This window comes from Paenibacillus sp. FSL K6-2393, from assembly GCF_038002545.1.
Lineage (GTDB): Bacteria > Bacillota > Bacilli > Paenibacillales > Paenibacillaceae > Paenibacillus.
Window position 1 is genome coordinate 5,913,785 of record NZ_JBBOCU010000001.1, and the last position, 14,263, is coordinate 5,928,047.

Below are 14,263 nucleotides of genomic sequence, written 5' to 3' on the forward strand. Positions count from 1 at the left end.
CCTCCCCGCCTATTGCTAACCTGGTCGTTCGTCCTTATTGGACGGTTGCAAGGCTCTCCTGGATCTGTTTCACTGCATTGTCCAGTGACGCCTTCACGTCCTTATCGGTATCCCATATATCCGTAATGGCCGAAGTGATCGGTCCCCATACGCTGTCCATGGCAGGAAGCGAAGGCATCGGTGTCGAGTTGTTGAACTGTTCCAGGAATGCCTTATTGATTGGGTCCTCTTGCAGCTTCGGATCAGCAGCTACGTTTTTGTTCGCAGGAAGTGTACCGTTCAGGTCAAAGTTCTCCATCTGAGCTTCTTCATTGGAAAGGAACGCTGCCAAGAGCTTCGACGCATTCGGGTATTGCGTAAATGCATTCACATAATAGGCTTTAACACCTGAGAAGGAGGTCATCGGTTTGCCATCGATTGCTGGAAGCGGAGCAACGCCGAAGTCGATACCTGCATTGCGATAATCAGCAATGGTCCACGGACCATTAATGTCCATAGCGAGTTTTCCGCTGGAGAATAATCCTTTTTTGATATCATAGTTCACGTCACCCATCTTAAGCGGCAGTACTTCCGACTTCAGCGTCTGCAAGAACTGTCCACCCTTCTGGGCTCCTTCGTTATTCAGACCGAGATCCGTGCTATCCATCCCGTTATCTCCAAAAATATAACCGCCCTGTGAAGCCAGGAACGCATAGTTATAGTAAAATTGCTGCAATTCCCACATCAGCGCATACTGATTGGACTTCACATTATTGAACGTCTTGGCGAAACTGATAATCTCATCGAAGTTTTTCGGAGCTTCTGGATACAATGTTTTGTTGTAAAAAAGAGCGTAGGTCTCAACGCTGTACGGATAGCCGTACAGGATATCCTTGAACGTCACTGCCTTCAGCGCGTTGTCGCTGGTGTTCTCTACGGTCTCTGCTTCGAATATGTCATTGGGCAGAATAAGTCCCGCTTCTGAAGCGCTACCAATCTTATCATGCGGGAAAACAACCACATCTGCCGCCAGACCCGCTGGGCCATCCGTCGTCAGCTTGGTTACCTGATCGGTTGGAGGTAATTCCTCCATTTTGACCGTTACCCCATATTTTTCTTCGAATTTTTTGACCCTTTGCTCAATAAAGCTGCTTTGATTTTTATCCTCCCAGATCACCAGGGTCGCCCCTTCTTCCGGTTGAAGGTTCTCGGATGTCAGCTCTACAACTTCCTCCGGATTCTCACCTGCCGTAGTTGGAGATGGACTTCCGCCTCCAGCCCCGCACGCAGCCAGTGTAAAAGCCATCATGACGGACAATGTTGCCCCTTGCCATTTTCTCATGTAAAATGTCCCCTTCCCTCTGCTTGGTCCAACAAAGTTCGCGCTTTTCACCCTTTTGTCTGCGTATGTTGTCAGGTTTTGCATCCCATATTCCCATTTGTACAAACGTTTGCTCAAATGGAAGACAAGATGACCTCTCCGTTCAATATTTAGGGGTAAAAAAGTCAAGAAGTATGTAAATCCAACGATGTAAGCGCTATAATAACAATCACATCATACAATAAGGAACTTTATTTGCACAAACGTTTGCACAAGCCATATTCGTTCAATTTTAACCATTTTCTTTCTTCTACCTACAGTAATTTCCTGTTTCCTTGTTCTGACTCTTTCTTCCTTAAATTTACTTCACGTGTATCCCTTGCTCGGCAGTTAGCAATTGATTTCTCGTATCCTTTGGATTACCATAGGAGAATATTTATACGATTGTTCAGAAGGGATTTTTTACATGATTACGATCAAGGATATTGCCAAATTGGCGGGTGTTTCCCCTTCTACAGTGTCACGGGTGATTTCCAACCATCCCAGAATCAGCACCAAGACATCTCTCAAAGTGAAGCAAATCATGAAAGAATTGAACTACCATCCCAACATCATCGCGAAGAGCCTGGTTTCCAAAACAACACATACCCTTGGGATTATGCTTCCGCGTCCTGCAGAAGAGTTGTTTCAGAATTACTTTTTCGGGGAACTGCTGCGAGGTATTATTACACATGCCACCCGTATGAATTATGAATTGCTGCTAACAACTGAATCATCATCAGACAATGAACTGCATGCGATATCCCGCCTTGTGCATGGCCGTAGAGTGGATGGCATTCTGCTGCTTGGGTCCAAGCGAGACGATCCCATCATTTCATTTTTGGAAGCGGAAAAGTTTCCTTTTGTGTTAATCGGTCGCAGTGAAGCTCATCCAAATGCCCCCATGGTGGATAACGATAATGTGCAGACTGCTTATGATGCTACTCATCATCTAATCGCTCAGGGACATACGCGAATCGGATTTGTCAGCGGTCCTCCGGACATTACGTTATCGCATGATCGTATGTTAGGATACCAAAAAGCGCTTGCCCAAGCCGGGCTGGATGCGGATAGTGATTGGATTGTGGAAGGCGAATTTCTGCAGGAAAGTGGATTCAGAGCGATGTCGCTGTTCATGTCCTTGCCGGACAGACCCACCGCAATTGTTGTCATCGATGACAATGTGGCCTTTGGGGTATTGAGAGCTCTTGCCGAGCTTCATTATCTGGTACCTGAAGATATCAGTGTGGTCAGTTTTAACAATATTGCATTATCGGAACTGGCTTCTCCACCCCTAAGCTCTATCGACATCGGGACTTATCAGCTTGGTTATACAGCCGTTCAGGTATTGTTAAAAATTCTTAGTGGGGAACCACAGCTTCATAATCCGGTCATTATCCCCCATCGTCTAATCGTGCGTGAATCCTCACTCTTTTCCAAGCCAAAGCCACCCTCAGATTGATTCATTTCGGGCATCCGTGTAGTAATGCAAACGTTTGTCCTACACGGAATATGCTGTTATCCACCGTACGTAGGTGCATAGGTGCAAAAAAAAGAAGCCGCATATACTCATGCGGCTTCCTTAATTCACACACTATTTCCGTACTCCATGCTCGACTGCACTTGAATGGATTAATAAGAGCTCCAGCCTGCATCAGCTGTAACGACAGTTCCGTTCACGAAGCTGGACTCGTCAGATCCGAGGAACAGGGCCACTTTGGCGATCTCTTCGCTCGTCCCGATGCGTGGGTTGATTGCCATGCCCAGCTGTTGCCGCCCTGCACCGAAATGGCTAATGCCAGCCATAGATGCGCTGATGTTGGTTGCTACGGCTCCTGGAGCGATCGCATTACAGCGAATGCCTTGCTCAGCATACATGTATCCTGTATTTTTGGTGAATCCTACGACCGCATGTTTGGAAGCTGTATAGGCTGCGCCTGCACGTCCACCATGCAATCCACCCGCTGAAGCAATGTTCACGATAACACCTTTTTGTTTTTCCAGGAAGATCGGCAATACTTTACGCGTTGTCCGCATCACACTGGTTGTGTTCACAGCAAACAATCTCTCCCACTTCTCATCCGTTACATCTGCTGCCGGCTCCATGCCATCCATAATTCCCGCATTGTTAACCAGAATATCTACTGTACCGTATGTGCTCACCGTTGTATCGATCAGATTTTGCACATCTTCTTCTTTGGCTACATTGGCCAGAACGACAATCGCTTCTCCGCCCTGGGCCTTAATATCATTAACTACCGCTTGTGCGGATTCTTCGTTAATATCCGATACGACGACTTTCGCGCCTTCTTGAGCATACAACGTGGCAATTGCTTTCCCCATACCTGAACCAGCACCTGTAACAACTGCAACTTTATCTTGAAGTTTCATTCCATGTATCCTCCTTTGTGTATTCGTTTACAATAAGTTAACAAACAATTGTTCATTAACTCCTCTCCTTAGTATAATAAGTCATAGCGTTTCACTTCAATCAGTAAAAGCTTGTCCAGTTGTACGTTAAACAACACTAATAAGCCCGAATGTACTTTAATTAATAAAGTGAACTCGCGAGGAGGAAAATAGATGTCTGAAACTCTGAATTCAATGGACCGAAGAATTAAAAAATCAAAAGCTGCACTGAAGGATGCACTCATCCATCTGATGCAGAAACATCCCTTTAAAGAAATATCGATTACGGATATTGTGCAGCGAGCCGACCTGAATCGGGGAACTTTCTACAGACATTATCAGTACAAAGAAGACCTGTTCAACGAAATTATCGATGATGTGATTCAGGATCTGGTAACTTCTTTTCGTAAACCTTATCAGGATGAGGAAGAGTTCGAAGTCAATCTGATGCCCTCTTCAGCGATCACTATATTTGAGCATGTGCACCAACACGCACAATTCTACACACTGGTTGTGAAATCTGAGGCTTCCTCCAACTTCCAGCGCATGATCTGTGATGTTCTTCGGGATCTGGCCTTACAGGATCTGAACCACATCTTCCCTCCGCACATCAACCATGAAATATTGGCAAGCTACCAATCTCATGCGATATTTGGCATGATCATGGAGTGGATCAGACAGGATTTCAAGCACAGCCCCACCTACATGGCCGAGGAATTGTTCAAGATCATCCATTACAAGCCTGACAACACTTTAAAGCGTCCCCCTGTATAAAAGTCTCCTTCTTAGCCTTTGATCCATATTGTCAAAATAAAAAGAACGGTTGAATCGGCAGGTTACCCTGCATTCAACCGTAAGTTCGCGGATGTATCTTCCATATACGTATTTCTCATATCCTAGTGAGTAAATTCAATAAAGAAGCTGGTGCTCCTCAGGCTCTGGTCCGTTTAGAATTTGTAAATATAGCAAAATGCTAATATGTATCTCTTTTAAAGTTGGTATATAAAAATCCTAGTCTCCCGTCTACCAAGTGATTACTTTGCCACTAATCCATCCGTACTTCCCACTACTTGTCCATACTTCGTACCACGTACGACCATCCGATGGATCATAAACGGAACCGCCCCAGTGTTCCAATTGATCTCCTTTGTCCACAACGGCAACAGCAGATCCGTTGATCGAAGGTATATCTCGCATATTGGCATGGGCCACCGATACGGTCACGAACTGCGCTTTAGATGTGGAATACGCATTTCCTTCGTAATAACGACCATCCGATTGCTTCACCACTTTACTGCTCACCCATCCGATGCTTCCATCCGAAATACTTACCTGATACCAGGTACGACCGTCCGAGGGGTCAAAATTTTTGCGGTGCAAATATACAGCTTCATCGTCTTGGTATAGGATACCTACTGATCTTGCATTGATACTAGGTGCAACGCGCAGATTTATTTCTGAAGACGTTGGCTTCAGATAATCAATACTTTGTTCTGCTGACGTCTCAGCCACAGCGTAGCTAGCTTCTTCCTTAGGCTTCTCTACTGCTATTCCCTGAGCCGTATCTTCTTGAACCTTGTTAACTTCCGTTTGAGCTTCACTCTTCGAGTCAACCGCTAGCTCTACCTGCTCTCCGCCTTGAACTACATCTGACTGTACAACTGGTTTGGTTGTCTCCTGTAATTCTTGGCTCTTCCCTTCTTCCTTAATGGTAATCTCAATCCCGCCACAACCGCTCAATACAACAGACGCCCCCAGCAGTATGGCAAAAACCTTCTGACCCTTCATCGTATCCCTCTATTTCCTGTATATAGTTAGTCCAACTCCCCGACTACAAACCTCTTTAATTTTAATTCAATTGGCTATAATTGTATATGGAGATTCCATCAATGGTTGGATTAAAACACTAAGCAGCTCCCCATCAGCAAAAGGGAGATCGGAATGATTCTGTTCGTCGAATTTTCAGTACCCGGGAGCAATGCCATGAATTAAGCAAAGCTTATATCAAAAAAGACTCCGTGGGAGTCTTTTCCGACAGATTATGTCCTTGGGCTTAATCTGCTCATTACAGCCCCAGCTTCTGCCCTTTCTCCAACCGTTGAATCTGCTGCTCTCCGGTATCCGCAAGTTCACGGAACTGGTTAATCGTCTCGCGCATTTTTGGCAGAGCTTCCTGTTTATAAAGACTAATTGAATCGAGTGCTGACAACACATCGGTAAACGCCTGTTTCATCGTATCCACGGAGATGCTGGCTTCATATGCCTGCTTCTGGATGGCAATGCCCTGATCCTTGAGCATCTTGGATGTTCCGGCGATCAGATCGTTGGTTGTCTGGTTCAGCAATTCAATTTTCTGCAATACAATCTTCTGATTATACAAAGCACTTGCGACAGTAACGGCAATTTTCAATGCCGAGATCGTTACATTCTTCGCACGGTCTACCCCTCGAATCAGTTCCTTGTTGTTGCGAATCACCACTTCAATCGCCATGATGCCCTGCTGATTCACCACTAACATCTGCTGTAGATCCATCACCCGTTGACGAAGCGGGAATAATACTTCTTCCGTAATAAAGCGGACTTTCTCGGGGTCTTCATTCCGAACCTTGGCGGCTTCAATCTGCGCGTCGATGGACTCATCCATGAGCACGCCAAGCTGAATTTCCTTTTGCAGTCGTTTGGTAAGTTCCCGCAGGTTCTGCTGTTCAATCTCCAGGGTTGTATTATCGTTACGCAGGGTGGATCTGCCTTTATCCAAAGAGGTTACGATGTCAGCGATGACTGCGTCAGCCTTCTGGTATTTCAGGAAATAGGCGCGAAGCGGATTGAATAATTTCCCGAGGAAACCGGTCTTGGCAAAGTCGACCACGCTCGGGTCGAGATCCTTCAATTGCATATGCAGCTCGGTCAAGCCTTTGGCGACCTGACCGCCCTCGTCTCCCGTCTTGGACAGATGTCCAACGGAGACTTGAAGCAAGGCGTTTTTCTCAGAAGAGGATCTCATCGTGTTCATGCCAAAGCCGTCTATGGATTGCAAAATCTCTTTGCGCTTCTCCAAGGATTCGAGATCCAGTGTCATGATCATCTCTACGTTGGCATTTGCCACTTGTTGAAGCTCCGCAACCTCGGCGGGCACAGGTTTCACCTCTTCTTCGATCACCTTCTGAATTTCCTTCTGGCTTGGTATTTCCATTGAAAATGACATCTACAGTTCCCCCTTTAAATTTACATCTGTACGTTAAACAGGTTACCAATCTTGTACACGACATCGTCGGTATCGGCATTGATGCTTGCTGCTTCGTTAATGCTGGAGATACTCTCCAAAGCCTTGATGTCCGCGTTGTACCCAATCGTATAGATTGGCACTTTGTACGTCTCGACCAGATCCCGGATATCCTTGAGGGTATGACCTTCGTTGGTCTCGCCATCACTCAGGACAAAAATCAACGGCTTCACGTTCGGATTAGCAGCCATATAATCTTCCAGCATCTTCATTGCCACCACGATTCCATCAAAGGTCGCTGTACCACCGCCAGCTTGTAGACTATCAACTGTTCCAACAAACATGGACTGTTGGTTCGTATCATACTTGGCAATCGGCAGATTCACGGTTACGCCGCTGGAGTAAGAAACCAGGCCAATACTGTTGTCTGTGCCCAGGTACTTCTGCCCTTTGCGCAGGGACTCCTTCAGTCGGTTAAGCGGTTCGCCGTCCATGCTTCCAGACACGTCTGTCACGAACACGGCAGCAATAGGTTTACTGCCATTCTTCTTCTCTTTCCATACTTTCTGCGCGGACAGCAACGTGCCGCCATCCACAGTGGCCAGTTCGGATTTGTAATCCTGCAGCCCGTTGAAACCGAACTTTTCCGCCGATTGTTGGTACTTCGCCTGGGTTACGAATTCCGCAAACTTCTGGATAATCTCCTGTTTGTTCTGCGGCAGTTGACCTAGTGCATACAGCGGGCTGTCATGTCTCACGCCAAATGGTGTAAAAACGTATCCACTCTTCAGATCTGCGGTATTTACATACGTCTGGTATTCGAGTACAAAGGCATCCAGTCTGCCTGACTTGGCAGCTTCCCGCATCTGAATGGTTGTTGAGGCCGTAAACGGTACATTCGTCTGGAATTTCTCAAATCCCTCAATAGCCTTCTCTCCCAGCGGATTGGCGCTATCATACGTATTCAGTGCAGTCACCAGAAAGTTTAGTCCTGTGGAGCTGGCAAATGGATCGGTATATCCCATCGCGAGTTCATTGTTGGCAATCGCTTCGGTTACGGTTTTTACATTAACGGAGCCGTACGTATCAACCAGTGCGTCATATTTGGCTTTGGAAATGACAATACCAGGAACATTCCCGACCAATCGCTTGGATACCATCTCTGTCTTCACTCCACTGGCCTCAACCATCTCGCCCCACAGTTCATTGGAAGGTGTGAATGCATCCGGCATATACTTGCCCGACTTGATATAATCGGTAGCCGTTCCGGAAGCAATGTTGCGGATTTTGACCGATACTTGTTTCCCACCAACGGTGATATTTGCTTTGTTGAACTCCTCGCCCACTTCGGTTAACCAGCCGTCTACCCCGCTGCCTGACTTCTCTGTGGAAGAGAAGATTTCGACGTAATCATTCGTTGTATTCTCTACGGCAATCGCAAATTTGGAGATATCCGGCAGTGATTCTGCCACATCGACCGGGTCGAGATCAATCTGTCCTTTGACCGGTTCCGCCGTCGCTGGCGCAATGTCCGCGTACAGTTTCCCCAGTTCCTTACCTGCATTCTCTGTGCTCACCTGTGTGGTTGACTTGCCAAAATTCGACGTCAGTGTAATCCCTGCATAGACCAGACCAAATACGAGTACCAGCATTACAATCGATATGAAAAAAAACTTACCTTTCTTCGCCATACGAGCAACCCCTCACTGTCTGTATAATTTGGTGTGCTTGATTAACTGATCAATCTCCTGCATACAAGGCATCTGTTCAATATCTCCCGCCTCAAAGCTGTCGAGGCGTGAAATCTCCAGTAACAACTGATCCAGCTTGAGCAAAATCTCCTCATTGGTGTGGAGTGCATTCTTCACATAAGACAGATAATCGTTGTATACCTTGTTTTTTTCCTGAAAAAGTTTCTGGGGAAGTGTGGAGGATTTGGATTTCATCATGTTGGCATAGTCAGCTTCATCGAATACATTCAACCGGTTCAGCACACTCCGAATGTTCAGGTATAACAACTTCTCCACTTCCATTGTGACCGAAGCAAATTTCTTGTAGCTCAGTTCCCTGGGATCAAACCGTTGATGAAGCACATTCAGGAGGGTTTCTTTTTTCTTTTTCATTCGACTAAGTTGGGACAGCCCCAGCGTAATATCTTCTTCGAGGACTTTGATGCGTCTATAAAAAGATAAGGCTTCCACATAATCTTCATGTGTTTCGATATGCTTCACGGGCAGGACTACCGGCTGTCTGAACAGCAAGGTGTAACTCCCATACAAGAGTGCCATTGCACTGCCGAACAACAGGGTAACGGATAACGCAGTTGTGAATGCACCCTCCCCGAAATTCAGTCCGATAAAGCCGGGTGAGAATGCCAGAACATTCACAGCCACAATACTGAGGATTAATCCCAACAATTTTATGTACTTGATCATGTTCAATCATCCGACCTCCTTTCATGTTATATATTGGTGCTTCATGTCGTAATTTTCCTGTTCAACTTATTCTTATTGTACATGATGTTAACGCTCTCAGGTGGATATGATTGGATATTTGGATACTCATAATATACGTGGTTTGGGCTTATCCCATTTCATATTTTCAGGGACAACGTGGAACTTGGCAGGAAATTTTGTGGTCAATCCATAAAAAGTGAGTTTTACTAGACAGCAGATTGTGGAGAAGAAATGTTATCAGGTAATACGTGGAAAATAGCTATGCGTGTCATTTTTTATATAAGACTTGTCTGAAAAAGCAGCAAAGCAAAAAGGACAAATCGGAGATCATCCGGTTTCGTCCCTTATGCGTTGGTTCATTATTTTTCGTGTTCATATTGAAATTTTGATGCCGTTTTCTACAGCTAACGAACTGAGGTGACGCTATTTGGCGCATTTCAGCTCATCTGAAAATGTAACGAACCTGAGACACGTTATATTCGCGTTTTAGGTGCGTAGAAGTTGTATATCACCTATTTCGAATAAAATAGCGTCACTGAGATTCGTTACATTTCCCACCACATCAATTCCCGATATAAGGTGTGTGTGGTTCGTTAGATGTGTTTTGCGCCTTTTCACACCATGCCTCTTATTACGAAAAGATGGATTCCGGTTTGCTTCGCGTGGTGCGTACCTCTACAACTTTTCCGGCACAACCATTGTCGCCCTTCGCCTGGAACATTACCGTAACGCTGTCTTTGCCTGATGTAACCGCCTCAGGAATATCATAGGTCACATAGAACACTTCGCCGATTTTGTTCATATGAATTCGCTGCTCTCCGATGACGGTACCATCCACAGAGATGATGAATTGTCTGTCATATAACGTACCTTCCCGTTCAAACGGGGAATGATCTCCGCCCCAATAGGCCACACATAGATAATTGGTTGTCTCGCGATCTACCGCCAATTGGTAACTGAAGTAAGCCCCACTGACGCCAAAAGCCTCTCGCCACATATGCAACTTCTTACGGCCATCTGTGGTTGAACCGTTGTGATGCTCCCCACGGCAGTTGCTATCCAGTTGATGTCCAATCTCATCCTGCTGACCATCCGCTTGAACCCTGTCGATCGTGATATCGTTCAACTCTTTCTCCAACGCATCACCTTCGTCGTTAAACAGCCAGTACACAGTATAAAATTCGTGATGCACATCATAGAACGGAATGAGCTTCACTCCTTCGCCCGTGGAAGTGACATCTTTGCTAAGTTCAAATGTTAACGTGTCTGCATCCACAACCTTGATCCACTCTCGTACATCCTCCTGCTCCGTCCAGATCACAGGTACAGGTGCAGTCTTGGGATTCAGCGCTGTTTCGTCCACAATCGTATCCTCGGGAAGATCCTCGTTTCCTAGTGCACCAGCGAGTACAATCGGGCCGTACAAGAAGGCTACTTTGTGGGCATCATCCCGGGAAGTGTACTGGCGGAGTGACATCGGCAGTGTGATTGTGATGACATCGCCCGTTGTCCATGTGCGGTCGATGGAAAGATAACCGGGTTCCATCCGTGTATACGGATGTTCCGTATCCCCATTAACCGTTGCCGTCATTGGCTGTTGCAGCCACGAGGGCACGCGTAATCTTAGATGGGCCGAGGCGTTGCCTCCGGTGATCGTCAGGGTCACCTTTTCCGAATAAGGAAAGTCGGTTTCAAGCTTCAGGGATAATCCCTGTGACGCCCAATCCAATTGGGAAGCGATATACAGGTTGACGTACAGGTCCTGTTCATCCTCAAAATAGATGGCCTCGGCATATTTGCCCGGGTTCTCCATGCCTGATCCTGTGCAGCACCACCAAGCGGTATCGTGAGTACCATAGATTTTGTAGTGGCCTTGCAGCGTTGATGCAAAATACGTTTTGTTCCCTGTATCGGGGTCCTGCGTGCCAAGGATGTGATTGTAGATGGCGTTTTCATAATAGTCCATGTAGGCACTATCGTGATTCCAGGCGAAGAGTTGCTTCGTTAGATGTAACATGTTATGAGTACAGCAGCTCTCTCCTGTTTTGATGCCAAGACTCTCCATACCCTTTGCTTCGTAATGCTCCGAGATGCTCGTCGCACCAAATACGTAGGAACGATGATGAATGGTGGTGTCCCAGAAAAATTCTGCCGCCGTCCGATAACTTTCGCGAGAGTGATCCTGGTTGTAGATTTCGGCTGCACCGATCACTTTAGGAATCTGCGTATTGGCGTGTTTGCCTTGAAGATCGTCTTGCTTGTGCTCCAAGGGTCTCAGGATCAATTGATGGGTGAACTTGTTAGCGATCTCAAGATATAAGGCTTTGCCTGTGATCCCATACAAATGTGCAAATACTTCATTCATACCCCCGTGTTCACTTTGAAGCATCGTCTGCATCTGTTCTTCTGTCATCGGGAGCAAACCTTCTACCGCCCAGTCTGCAAATCGGGTAACCACCTCAAGTGCCTGTCTATTGCCAGTGAGTTTATACGCATCAATCAGGCCGCGATAGATTTTGTGCACACTGTACCAGGGAACCCAGTATTCACCGATATTGAATCCACCAATATTCTCTGCTCGAAAAGCCATGTGGAAAGGTTCTTCGGACAAACCACCGATATACCCGCTCCCCGTGGTCTGCTGGATTCTCGCCAGTTCGGTAACCGCATAATCCAGTCTTTCTTTTAACGTGATATTCCCGGTTGCCTGATACGTCACAGCCAGGGCAGACAGATAATGTCCGAGGGAATGTCCGCTGATGGTACGTGCCTCCCAACCCGCGTAACGCTCTTTTTGGGCAGGTAAACCATGAGCTTCGAAGCATGGAGCCAGGAATCGATCAATATCCAGCGATAACAGGTAACGCTCCCCCACCTCTTGTGATGTTTGGAACACACCATTTAACAAATCTACATGTTCCGGTCCCAGAAATCCTTTTTTCGTTTCAATCATTACACTCACTCCTTCTCGGATGTACTGTATAAGTTGAACTAAAGATTATTTACACTGACACTACGATGACAGAACAACCTTCCAATCACTGTTATCCCCAGATTTTTTTGATCCCCTTTCTCAAGGGAAAATCCAGGGATAAAGGCGAACGCTTCGCTTTTTCAGGTTTTTTCTGTCCTCTCCGTCATCATGTAAATGATTAGTTCAACTTATATAGATATCGATTCATTCTTGAGGGGTAAAATCCGTGTTCTGTTCCATATGACTAATACTCATCAATCCACTTTAGAGCTTGAATATCCTCATATTATCAAATAAAATACAATTACATCAGACTCATAATCCAAGAAAAGGTGGATAAATCCGTCCTATGCAAAAGCCACTGGAGCATTACCTGTGCGGCAAGTTCATATCCGAAGGCAACTGGAGCCACATGAGACGCAGCATGCCTGTGCATGAGATTATTTTGATGCTGGAAGGTGAGATGTACATCGCGGAAGAAGAGGAACAATATGTAGTTCGTGCCAACGATCTGTTGTTTCTGCGCGCTGGTCGCACCCACTATGGCTACCAAATCAGCGACGCCCCTGTCAGCTTCTACTGGGTTCACTATGATGCCATGTCGGCAGAATTCAACCAGTTTAGGACACATGCCACCATTCAGGTACCTTCCATGGCCAATCAGTTATTCAAGCAGTTGCTGCATGTGTCATCCTTCTCACCAGAAGAAGCCGACGCTGCTTTGTTACTGTTGTTCAAGGAGCTGGAGCGCAATATAGAGACGGATTATCGCCCGCACAATGCAATTGTGGACCATATCTGCAAGTGGGTCGATATTCATCTGCATACAAACATCACGGTGAGTCAGATTGCGGAAAATTTTAATTTTAACAAAGACTATATCTCCAAAATGGTGAAACGCGAGAAAGGTACTGGACTCAAAACCTATATCCTCACAGAACGTATTCGCCGGGCAAAACAATTGCTGCTGAACACCAATGCCAGTGTAAAAGAAATTGCCGGACAGTGCGGCTTCTCCGACTACAAGCTGTTCCTGCGCATGTTCAAGCAGTACGAAGGCAATACGCCAACCGAATATCGCAATCATCTGTATTCCACACAGCTCAATCGCTGATATGCTTTGATCTATAGAAATGACTGAGTTACCTATAGAAAATTTGAATGAATCGGATTGAATCCGTTATGGTAAAATGCAAGAAAACTGTATTCCATACTTAACCCATAAGAGAAGGGGAATTATAAGATGACAACGGCTGCCGTTACGATTCATCCTGCCACAGAAGCAGACCATCCAGAAATTGTAGATATCCTTGTTGCAAGTTATGCCGAGTATCGGGAGACTTTTGAACAAAATGAACGATGGGAAGCCTACCTGAAAGACATTCGAGAGTCTGTGGTTAATCCGTACCTGACACAATTATGGATCGCGAAGATTGATGATCAGATCGTCGGTACAGTTCAATTATTCGAAACAGCACGCAAGGCTTATCCAAACTTTGAATTGCCAATCGATTATCCGTTTATTCGGCTGTTGGGTGTTGATCCAAAATGGAGAGGTCACGGGATTGCCAGAGTATTGCTCCAGCAATGCGTAGATTCTGCCAAAGAAATGGGCAAAAATACGGTGTATTTATATACAGGCGGTCAGATGGTCAATGCCATCCGTTTATATGAGCGTTTCGGATTTACAGAGGATGAGGAATTCAGCTCCGAGAGTAGCGGGGGCAAGGCGATCTGTTACCGTTATGATTCCTAGTGTTGGGTAACAGCCACCCGGGATCAGGGAGCGAAGAATGAAACGTAAAACAGACCGATCATCTTATGACGGTCTGTTTTACATTTATAAATGATCAATAAACATT

11 protein-coding genes are annotated in these 14,263 nt (G+C 46.0%); 4 read left to right on the forward strand and 7 right to left on the reverse strand.

Going from position 1 to position 14,263, the window contains the following annotated elements; all coding sequences use genetic code 11:
* Nucleotides 1–34: 34 nt before the first annotated feature.
* The gene (locus MHI14_RS26285; RefSeq protein ID WP_289391245.1) at nt 35–1,321 is read right to left on the reverse strand and encodes a sugar ABC transporter substrate-binding protein; all 1,287 of its coding nucleotides are present in this window, start codon (nt 1,319–1,321) and stop codon (nt 35–37) included.
* Between the two features lie 445 nt (nt 1,322–1,766).
* Between MHI14_RS26285 and MHI14_RS26290 the strand changes: the two genes are divergently transcribed.
* Nucleotides 1,767–2,801, forward strand: coding sequence for a LacI family DNA-binding transcriptional regulator (locus tag MHI14_RS26290; protein ID WP_341131596.1), 1,035 nt, complete (start codon nt 1,767–1,769; stop codon nt 2,799–2,801).
* 170 nt (nt 2,802–2,971) lie between these two features.
* Here the strand turns inward: MHI14_RS26290 and MHI14_RS26295 are convergent, their stop codons facing one another.
* Entirely contained in the window at nt 2,972–3,730 is a 759-nt protein-coding gene (locus MHI14_RS26295; RefSeq protein ID WP_341131597.1) for an SDR family oxidoreductase, read from the reverse strand.
* A gap of 192 nt (nt 3,731–3,922) precedes the next feature.
* On the opposite strand from MHI14_RS26295, the gene MHI14_RS26300 reads away from it, so the two are divergent.
* Nucleotides 3,923–4,522, forward strand: coding sequence for a TetR/AcrR family transcriptional regulator (locus MHI14_RS26300; protein ID WP_341131598.1), 600 nt, complete (start codon nt 3,923–3,925; stop codon nt 4,520–4,522).
* A gap of 249 nt (nt 4,523–4,771) precedes the next feature.
* On the opposite strand, the gene MHI14_RS26305 is transcribed toward MHI14_RS26300, so the two are convergent.
* The 5 genes from MHI14_RS26305 to MHI14_RS26325 form a co-directional block, all read right to left on the reverse strand.
* Nucleotides 4,772–5,536, reverse strand: coding sequence for an SH3 domain-containing protein (locus MHI14_RS26305; RefSeq protein ID WP_289391242.1), 765 nt, complete (start codon nt 5,534–5,536; stop codon nt 4,772–4,774).
* 277 nt (nt 5,537–5,813) lie between these two features.
* Nucleotides 5,814–6,953, reverse strand: a complete 1,140-nt coding sequence (locus tag MHI14_RS26310; protein ID WP_341131599.1) for a toxic anion resistance protein — start codon at nt 6,951–6,953, stop codon at nt 5,814–5,816.
* 20 nt (nt 6,954–6,973) lie between these two features.
* A complete protein-coding gene (locus MHI14_RS26315) occupies nt 6,974–8,662 on the reverse strand; it encodes a vWA domain-containing protein (protein WP_341131600.1) in 1,689 nt (562 codons plus the stop codon).
* A gap of 12 nt (nt 8,663–8,674) precedes the next feature.
* Entirely contained in the window at nt 8,675–9,406 is a 732-nt protein-coding gene (locus tag MHI14_RS26320) for a hypothetical protein (protein ID WP_341131764.1), read from the reverse strand.
* 652 nt (nt 9,407–10,058) lie between these two features.
* Entirely contained in the window at nt 10,059–12,380 is a 2,322-nt protein-coding gene (locus tag MHI14_RS26325; protein ID WP_341131601.1) for a beta-L-arabinofuranosidase domain-containing protein, read from the reverse strand.
* A gap of 370 nt (nt 12,381–12,750) precedes the next feature.
* On the opposite strand from MHI14_RS26325, the gene MHI14_RS26330 reads away from it, so the two are divergent.
* Nucleotides 12,751–13,515, forward strand: a complete 765-nt coding sequence (locus tag MHI14_RS26330) for a helix-turn-helix transcriptional regulator (RefSeq protein WP_341131602.1) — start codon at nt 12,751–12,753, stop codon at nt 13,513–13,515.
* Nucleotides 13,516–13,644: 129 nt separating this feature from the next.
* On the forward strand, nt 13,645–14,157 hold the full coding sequence (locus MHI14_RS26335) for a GNAT family N-acetyltransferase (RefSeq protein ID WP_338591194.1): 513 nt from the start codon (nt 13,645–13,647) through the stop codon (nt 14,155–14,157).
* Nucleotides 14,158–14,263 lie beyond the last annotated feature (106 nt).